This is a genomic window from Cyanobium sp. Lug-B (genome assembly GCF_024345635.1).
GTDB classification, from domain to species: domain Bacteria; phylum Cyanobacteriota; class Cyanobacteriia; order PCC-6307; family Cyanobiaceae; genus Cyanobium; species Cyanobium minutissimum.
In genome coordinates, this window is record NZ_JAGQBM010000094.1 from 1 (window position 1) to 8,061 (window position 8,061).

Consider the following 8,061-nt stretch of genomic DNA (forward strand, 5'->3'; position numbering starts at 1 on the left):
GGGACACGGGGCAAGCCGGGCGGCCTACGCGGGTGGCCAGGGCCCCCGACGCCGGGGGCGGCGGCGGCTCCCCGGCCAGCGCGGCGGCCAGCCGGCTCAGATCCGTGCCGTCCGCATGCAGGGGTTCGTCGAACGGCAGGTTGAGGTGCACCGGGCCGGCGGAGCGGCCGGCCCCATCGCCCCGGGCGGCGGCCAGGGCCTGGCCGGCCAGGGCGTCCAGTTCCGCGGGGGACATGGCGGCCAACCCCTCCGGGTCGCCCTCGCCCAGCCAGCGGCAGCTGCCCACCAGGAACACCTCCTGGTTGACGCTCTGGTTCGCGCCGCAGCCCTTGAGCCTGGCCGGTCGGTCCGCCGTGAGCAGCAGCAGGGGAACCGAGCCGAAGTCGGCCTCCACGGCGGCGGGCAGCAGGTTGGCCACCGCCGTGCCCGAGGTGGTGATCACGGCCGCCGGCTGGCCGCTGGCCCGGCCCAGGCCGAGGGCGAAGAAGGCGGCGGAGCGCTCGTCGATGGCGGTGTGCAGCCGCAGGCCCCCGGGCTCCAGCAGGGCGGCCGCCACGGCCAGGGGGGCCGACCGGCTGCCGGGGCAGAGCACCCCATGGATCAGGCCGCCCCGGCGCAGCGCCCCCAAAAGCGTCAGGGCCGCCCGCACATTGGCCAGCGATGTCGGGGACCCGGCCAAGGGGGGCGCTCCGGTGTTCAGGATGGGGGAATCATCCTCACGGACGGTTTGCCATGGGCAGCGGCCCCGCCACGCCCACCCCCACGCCGCCGGCGTCGCCGTCGGCCCCTCCCGGTGGCGTCAGGGGCCTCGGGCCGCAGCTGTTCCGCCTGCTGCTCTGGGTGCTGGTGGCCCTGCTGCTGCGCTGGACGGTGGTGGAGCCCCGCTGGATCCCGTCGGGCTCGATGCTGCCCACCCTGCAGCTCCAGGACCGGGTCCTGGTGGAGAAGCTCAGCCCCCGCTTCGGGTCGGGGGTGGAGCCTGGCCGCATCGTCGTCTTCCATCCGCCCGCCGCCCTGCAGCAGGCGGGCTATGACCCCGGTGCGGCCCTGATCAAGCGGGTGGTGGCGGTGGCCGGCGATCGGGTGGAGGTGAAGGGTGGCCGTCTCTGGCGCAACGGCTCCCCCGCCGAGCCGGACTGGGCCCGTGAACCGATGGACTACGACCTGGCGCCCCTGCTGGTTCCCGCCGGCCAGGTGCTGGTGCTCGGGGACAACCGCAATGCCAGCCTGGATTCCCACCTCTGGGGCCCCCTGCCGGAGAGCGACCTGATCGGCACCGCCATCTGGCGCTACTGGCCTCCGGCCCGGTTCGGACCGGTTGGGTTCTCCCCTCCCCACGGGGGAGAAAGCACCTGAAAGCCTGCGTTAGGGTGCATGCCGTGTTGCAGAGCACACCGGAGGGGAAATGTTCAACCCGGAGTTCCTGACCGCCGACAACGAGGCGATCAGCGACAATTCGCTGATTCAGTACCTGCAGGAACAGTCTCCGGACGTGCTGCAGAGGGTGGCGCGCTCGGCCACCGGCGACATCCAGGACATCATCCGTCACAACGTTCAGGGTCTGCTGGGCATGCTCCCCGGCGAGCAGTTCGAAGTGAAGATCCAGGCCAGCCGCGACAATCTCGCCGGCCTGCTGGCCTCGGCGATGATGACCGGGTACTTCCTGCGCCAGATGGAGCAGCGCATGGAGCTGGAGACGGCCATGCTCGGCAGCGGCGGTTTCGAGGGGGGCCTTGACGACGACCCCGGTGAACTGGAGCTCTAGGCCTCAGCCGTCCCCTTCCCCCGGCACCAGCCCCAACCCCACCAGGGTGCGGTCGATGCCGGCGAGGGTTTCCCAGGCTCCCTGATCAGGGGCCCAGTCCCCCGTTTCGATCCGATCCGCCAGGGCGGCCAGCTCCTCGGCCGAGCTGGCGACGGGGGCATCGTGGTGGGCTGGCACCACCCGGCGCAGGTCCTTCAGCCCTGCCAGCACACGGATCCAGGCCACCAGCGCGGCCCGCTGGCGGGGGAACACCAGCCGCTCCAGCACCGCCGCCACCTGCAGGCTGCTGCGGCCCCCCGGAGCCAGGGCCTCGAAGTCGGCCTGCCAGCCGGGCTGCCAACGGAACGGGTAGAAGCCGAAGTGGGCCCGGGCGTCACGGCAGCCCGGGGCCAGGCAATGGCGCAGCACCTCGCCCAGGGGGGGAATCACCAGGGGCCTGGGGCGCAGGTAGGTGGCAAACAGCACCAGCCGCCACCAGCCCCGGCGCCGCCGCTGGGGATCATCACGCAAGGGTTCGTCACCGCGCTCGCGGGCATGGAACAGCAGCGGCGTGGGATCGAGATCGAACACCGCCGGCGGCTCCGGCGGGATCGCCACCAGGGCATCGGTGAGCAGCAGGCTGCCGCTGGCCCGATCGAAGCAGGCGATCTCCAGGAAGGTGCCCAGCCCCAGATCCAGGGGGCCCAGGGGCAGCCAGTCGAGCTGGTCGCCGTGGGGCACCCCATCGCTGAGCAGCTCCCGGGTGCGACGGGCGGGGAACCCCAGCCAGGCGGGCGGCAGCGGCAGGGGGAAGCTCCACTGCTTCGGCGCCACCCACACCTGGGCGTCCGGGAAGGCCCGGGCCATGGCCGGCACCGGCAGTTTGTGCTCCAGCCCCGACGCGGTGGGCAGCACGATGGTGCACACCCGGCCGTGGCGCTCTTCCAGGTCCCGCAGGCGGGCGCGCACCTCGGCGGTGGGGGGCACCGGGGCATAGAGCAGCAGCCCCTCCCGCACCCGCAGCACCAGCATGCGGATCGGCACCGCCACGTACCAGACCCCCTGCAGCTGCTCGAAGCTCCAGAGACGCCCGGCGACCAGCTCCCGCACCAGGGTGCGGCGGCGGCCGTAGGGGTAGAGGGGCAGCAGGGGCCACCAGGGCCAGCGCTGGTCCGCCGCCGGGACCGTGGCAGGTTCGGTGGCCGGCTCGCTCACGCGGACGGGAAACGGGAGGCCCGTGGCGAACGGCGCCGCTGGGCCAGCAGGCCATGGCGCGGCGCCAGCAGGAAGCAGAGCAGGAACAGCAGCGTCTGCACCAGCACGATGCAGCCGGCGGTGGAGGCATCCATCCAGTAGCTCCAGTAGATCCCGGCCACGCTGGAGATCACGGCCGAGAGGATCGAGAGCCACACCATGCGGTCGAAACGATCGGTGAGCAGGTAAGCCGTGGCCCCCGGGGTGACCAGCATCGCCACCACCAGGATGATGCCCACGGTCTGCAGGCCCGCCACCGCCGCCAGGGAGAGCATCGACAGCAGCAGGTAGTGCAGCACGCCGGTGTGGAGGCCGATGGAGCGGGCGTGGGTGGGATCGAAGCAGAACAGGATCAGGTCCTTGCGCAGCACCAGCAGCACGGTGAGCACCAGCACGCTGATCACCACCGTCTGGAGGATGTCGGAGGAGCTGATGCCCAGCACGTTGCCGAACAGGATGTGGGAGAGGTCGATGCTGCTGCGCACCTTGGAGATCAGCGTCAGGCCGAGGGCGAAGAAGCCGGTGAACACCAGCCCGATCACCGTGTCCTCCTTGATCCGGGTCATCTGCTTGATGTAGCCGATCAGGGCCACCGAGCCGACGCCGAAGACGAAGGCCCCCACCGCGAAGGGCAGGTTCAGGGCATAGGCGATCACCACGCCCGGCATCACCGCATGGGACACCGCATCGCCCATCAGGGCCCAGCCCTTCAGCGTCATGTAGCAGGAGAGCAGGCCGCAGACGCAGGAGACGAGCATGCTGACCAGCAGGGCCCGCACCATGAACTCCTGCTGGAGCGGTTCGATCAGCCAGGTGAGCACGGCCGTCATGGCGCCTGGTGGGGGTCGGCGTCGCCGGCCGGCTCGCCCTCCAGCCGCAGGCCGCCGAAGGTGAGGGCCAGGTTTTCGCTGGTGAACACCGAGGAGGTCTCGCCGTAGGCCAGCACGGTCTTGTTGATCAGCACCACCTGGTCGCAGAAGCTGGTGACGTGGGCCAGGTCGTGGGTGGAGATCATCAGGGTGCGCCCCTCGCGGCGGAACTGCTCGAACAGCTCGATCATCAGTTTCTCGGTGCGGATGTCGACGCCGTTGAACGGCTCATCGAGCAGCATCACCGAGGCGCCCTGGGCCAGGGCCCGCGCCAGGAAGGCCCGCTTGCGCTGGCCGCCCGAGAGGGCGCCGATCTGGCGGTGGCGCAGCGGCCACAGGTCCACCCGCTTGAGCGCCTCCCGCACCGCCTCCCGGTCGACCGGACGGGGGAGGCGCAGCAGATTCATGCTGCCGTAGCGACCCATCATCACCACCTCCTGGACGTTGACCGGGAAGTTCCAGTCGACGCTCTCGGTCTGGGGGACGTAGGCGACCGCCCGGGCCCGGCGGGCCTGGCGCAGGGGCAGGCCATTGATGGCGATGCTGCCGGCCGAGGGGCGCACGAAGCCCATCAGGGCCTTGAACAGGGTGGATTTGCCGGCCCCGTTCATCCCCACCAGGGCGCAGATGGTGCCGGCATCGAGATGCAGGGACGCCTCATGGACGGCCACCACCCCGTGGTAATCGACGCAGAGATTGCGAACGGCGATGCGCTCGTTGCCGGCGCAGGGGGTGGGGCGAGAGGGCATCGGTTCAGCTCCCCGCCAGACCCGCTTGCAGGGTCTCCACGTTATGACGCTGGAGTTCCAGCAGATTGGGCGCCGGACCGTCCGGCAGGGAGAGGGAATCCACGTGGAACACCCCGCCGAAACGGGCCCCCGACTGCCTGGCCACCTGCTGCTGCGGCTCGGCGCTGACCGTGCTCTCGCAGAACACCGCCGGCACCCGGCGCTCCTTCACCAGGGCGATCAGGCGGGCCATGCGCTGGGGGGTGACCTGGGACTCGGCGTTCACCGGCCACAGGTAGGCCTCGGTGAGGCCGTAATCGCGGGCGAGGTAGGAGAAGGCCCCCTCGCAGGTGGCCAGCACCCGCTGGCCGGGGGGGATCCGGGCCAGGGAGGTCCGCAGCTCCCTGTCGAGGGCGTCCAGCTCGGCGCTGTAGCGCGCGGCGTTGCGCTGGAAGGTGGCGGCGCCGGCGGGGTCGAGCCGGGTGAGGGCGCGGCGGATGTTCTCCACATAGACCTTGGCCAGCCTGGGGGACATCCAGGCGTGGGGGTTCGGCTTGCCCTGGTAGGCGTCCCCGGCGATCGGCAGGGGCGTGATGCCCTCGGTGAGGGTCACATGGGGCACGTCGGGGAGGCCGGCGTAGAAGCGCTGGGCCCAGCGCTCCAGGCCGAAGCCGTTCTCCAGGACCAGGTCGGCCCCCGAGGCCCGCTTCAGGTCGCTGGGGGTGGGCTCGTAGCCATGGATCTCGGCCCCCAGCCGGGTGATCGATTCCACCCGCACCCGATCGCCGGCCACCTGGCGGGCCATGTCCGCCAGGATCGTGAAGGTGGTGAGCACCAGGGGGCGCTGGTCCGCAGCACCGGCGCTGTTGCTGGCCCCCGGGGCCGCCCCCGTCATCGACGGCGTGGGGGACGGGGCACCGCTCCGGGGCCCGGGGGTGCAGCCGCTGCCCAGCAGGGGAAGCACCAGGGCGGCGGCCACCAGGGCCCGCTTCAGAGGGAGCCGCGGTGCCTTGTCGTGGTGGCCCTGGCCGTCATGGCGGTGCTGGGGCATGGGGACCGTTGGCGAGCAGAAAGCTTGGAGTGAACATTCTGGCCGCCGCTGCGGGTCCCCTACGGCCGGATGGCCGCCAAGGAAAAGCCCCCTCGACGTCCGCAGGGGACGGAGGGGGCGGGGGGTGGATCGGAGAGCGGCCCGAGGGCCGGAGCCGACCGCGGGTGCCGCGGGGATCAGCCGATCGCCGGAGCCTGCAGGGCCACGGGAACGGACTGCACGGTGGCCAGATCCAGGGGGAAGTTGTGGGCGTTGCGCTCGTGCATCACCTCGAAACCGAGGTTGGCGCGGTTGAGCACGTCGGCCCAGGTGTTCACCACCCGGCCCTGGCTGTCGAGGACGGACTGGTTGAAGTTGAAGCCGTTCAGGTTGAACGCCATGGTGCTGATGCCCAGGGACGTGAACCAGATGCCGACCACGGGCCAGGCGGCCAGGAAGAAGTGGAGGCTGCGGCTGTTGTTGAAGGAGGCGTACTGGAAGATCAGGCGACCGAAGTAGCCGTGGGCGGCCACGATGTTGTAGGTCTCTTCCTCCTGGCCGAACTTGTAGCCGTAGTTCTGCGACTCACTTTCGGTGGTCTCACGCACCAGGGAGCTGGTGACGAGGGAGCCGTGCATGGCCGAGAACAGGGAGCCGCCGAACACACCGGCCACACCCAGCATGTGGAAAGGGTGCATCAGGATGTTGTGCTCGGCCTGGAACACCAGCATGAAGTTGAAGGTGCCGCTGATGCCGAGGGGCATGCCGTCGGAGAACGAGCCCTGGCCGAGGGGATAGATCAGGAACACCGCGAAGGCCGCCGAGAGGGGGGCCGAGTAGGCGACGCAGATCCAGGGGCGCATGCCCAGCCGGTAGGAGAGCTCCCACTGGCGTCCCATGTAGGCGGAGATGCCGATCAGGAAGTGGAAGACCACCAGCTGGTAGGGGCCACCGTTGTACAGCCACTCGTCGAGGCTGGCGGCTTCCCAGATGGGGTAGAAGTGCAGACCGATGGCGTTGCTGGAGGGGACAACGGCGCCGGAGATGATGTTGTTGCCGTACATCAGGGAGCCGGCGACCGGCTCACGGATGCCGTCGATGTCGACGGCGGGGGCCGCGATGAAGGCGACGACGTAGCAGATGGTGGCGGCCAGCAGGCAAGGGATCATCAGCACACCGAACCAACCGACATAGATGCGGTTGTTGGTGGAGGTGACCCAGGCGCAGAAGCTTTCCCAGCTTTCCGAGCGGCCGCTGCGAATGGCAGTGGTCATGGAAGTAAGACGGTAGGGATAGGCAGTGATACCTCCACAAGGGAGGTCGATTCACATTAAGTAACCCCGAGGGAATCCGAACCGGGCAGCAATGAACCTTCAGGCAATCGGGTGGATTCGCAATGAATATTCATGAAGTGAGTTCATGAAATGTTCGTCACACCGCCGGCGGCAGGGACGGGGCGGCCAGCGATGGCGAAGACGCTGGCCCCAGCTGCTGGCTGATCCAGGCAAAGCCCTGCTGCAGGAAGCGGGACCAGTCGAGCTTCTCCGCCTCGGCCGCCCGGGCCACCAGCAGGGGAGCCTCCCGCTTGATCCGCTCCAGGTCCGGGGCCTCGACGCCGGCGGAGAGGGCCAGCACATCGGCCATGGCATGGCTCACCACCCGCGTCAGATAGGCCGCGCTCAGGGCCTGAATGGCCCCGCCCACCACCCAGGTGGCGCCATGGAGACGCGCAGCGGCCAGCAGGGCCTGGCTGCTCCACTCCACCACCCCCAGCAACAGGGAGGCCTTGCCCAGTTCCATGGCGGCGGCCTTGAGCTGCTCCGCGCTCCACGGGCAGCCCCACAGGCGCGCCATCTCCTGCAGCATCAGGCCGTTGGCCGCCGCCAGCACCAGCAGATCCAGGGAGGGGAGGGGGGCGGCGAACACCCCCGCGGCCACCATCCACTGGGTGCGTTGCTGGAGTTGGACCAGCCGTTGCCGCCGCAGCCGCTCCAGGTCGGCCTGCCAGCGCCGGTGCAGCGCCTCGATGCGCCGCAGGGGCGTCGCCCGGCGCAGGGACGGGCCCTCGGCCACCAGCCAGCGGGCCAGGGGCTGCAGGCTGGTGGCCAGGGCCTCGGGGCTGCCGTCCCACGGCAGCAGCCGGTCGGCGGCGGCGCCGGGCCACTGGGAGGCCAGTTCGGACGCCAGGACGGCCGGGTCGCAGGGAGCCTCCGGCTGCACCAGCAGCCAGAGGGGCTGGCTCGGAGGCACGGCCTCCAGCCAGCGCAGATCGGCGGCCCGCAGCGGGGTCACCAGGTGGAACAGCACCACGTCGGCGGCGGCGAAGCCCTCCGGCCACTGGCGCTCCCGGCTCACCGCCGGCAGGGCTTCGCCCCAGCGCAGGCTCAGGGCCAGCCGGCCGCGCAGGGCCGCCTGGAGCTGGGGGGCCCAGGCGGC

9 protein-coding genes are annotated in these 8,061 nt (G+C 70.7%); 2 read left to right on the forward strand and 7 right to left on the reverse strand.

The window, feature by feature from the left end; translation table 11 throughout:
- A partial coding sequence (locus KBY81_RS15695; RefSeq protein WP_254977005.1) for a thiamine pyrophosphate-binding protein occupies window positions 1-679 on the reverse strand: 679 nt, incomplete at its 3' end.
- A gap of 53 nt (window positions 680-732) precedes the next feature.
- Between KBY81_RS15695 and lepB the strand changes: the two genes are divergently transcribed.
- Both lepB and KBY81_RS15705 read left to right on the forward strand, forming a co-directional pair.
- On the forward strand, window positions 733-1,356 hold the full coding sequence (gene lepB / locus KBY81_RS15700) for a signal peptidase I (RefSeq protein ID WP_254977006.1): 624 nt from the start codon (window positions 733-735) through the stop codon (window positions 1,354-1,356).
- Between the two features lie 49 nt (window positions 1,357-1,405).
- The gene (locus tag KBY81_RS15705; protein WP_015108028.1) at window positions 1,406-1,765 is read left to right on the forward strand and encodes a DUF760 domain-containing protein; all 360 of its coding nucleotides are present in this window, start codon (window positions 1,406-1,408) and stop codon (window positions 1,763-1,765) included.
- A 3-nt stretch (window positions 1,766-1,768) separates the two neighbouring features.
- Here the strand turns inward: KBY81_RS15705 and KBY81_RS15710 are convergent, their stop codons facing one another.
- From KBY81_RS15710 to KBY81_RS15735, 6 genes are all read right to left on the reverse strand, one after another.
- Window positions 1,769-2,959, reverse strand: coding sequence for a DUF4336 domain-containing protein (locus tag KBY81_RS15710; protein WP_254977007.1), 1,191 nt, complete (start codon window positions 2,957-2,959; stop codon window positions 1,769-1,771).
- A complete protein-coding gene (locus KBY81_RS15715) occupies window positions 2,956-3,828 on the reverse strand; it encodes a metal ABC transporter permease (RefSeq protein ID WP_015108030.1) in 873 nt (290 codons plus the stop codon). Before KBY81_RS15715 ends, KBY81_RS15710 begins: the two co-directional genes overlap by 4 nt.
- Entirely contained in the window at window positions 3,825-4,616 is a 792-nt protein-coding gene (locus KBY81_RS15720) for a metal ABC transporter ATP-binding protein (RefSeq protein WP_254977008.1), read from the reverse strand. Before KBY81_RS15720 ends, KBY81_RS15715 begins: the two co-directional genes overlap by 4 nt.
- A 4-nt stretch (window positions 4,617-4,620) precedes the next feature.
- Window positions 4,621-5,646 carry a metal ABC transporter substrate-binding protein gene (locus KBY81_RS15725; protein ID WP_315861237.1) on the reverse strand — a complete coding sequence of 342 codons (1,026 nt, stop codon included), beginning with the start codon at window positions 5,644-5,646 and terminating at the stop codon, window positions 4,621-4,623.
- A 176-nt stretch (window positions 5,647-5,822) separates the two neighbouring features.
- Complete coding sequence (psbA, locus tag KBY81_RS15730) at window positions 5,823-6,899, reverse strand: photosystem II q(b) protein (RefSeq protein ID WP_015108033.1); 1,077 nt, start codon at window positions 6,897-6,899, stop codon at window positions 5,823-5,825.
- A gap of 157 nt (window positions 6,900-7,056) precedes the next feature.
- On the reverse strand, window positions 7,057-8,061 hold a 1,005-nt coding region (locus KBY81_RS15735; RefSeq protein ID WP_254977009.1), incomplete at its 5' end, for a YcjF family protein.

Excerpts from the sequence above, each read along its gene's own strand:
- KBY81_RS15720 (WP_254977008.1), bottom strand. The coding sequence starts at position 4,616 with ATGCCCTCTCGCCCCACCCCCTGCGCCGGCAACGAGCGCATCGCCGTT.
- KBY81_RS15705 (WP_015108028.1), top strand. The coding sequence starts at position 1,406 with ATGTTCAACCCGGAGTTCCTGACCGCCGACAACGAGGCGATCAGCGAC.
- KBY81_RS15715 (WP_015108030.1), bottom strand. The coding sequence starts at position 3,828 with ATGACGGCCGTGCTCACCTGGCTGATCGAACCGCTCCAGCAGGAGTTC.
- KBY81_RS15725 (WP_315861237.1), bottom strand. The coding sequence starts at position 5,646 with ATGCCCCAGCACCGCCATGACGGCCAGGGCCACCACGACAAGGCACCG.
- psbA (WP_015108033.1), bottom strand. The coding sequence starts at position 6,899 with ATGACCACTGCCATTCGCAGCGGCCGCTCGGAAAGCTGGGAAAGCTTC.
- lepB (WP_254977006.1), top strand. The coding sequence starts at position 733 with ATGGGCAGCGGCCCCGCCACGCCCACCCCCACGCCGCCGGCGTCGCCG.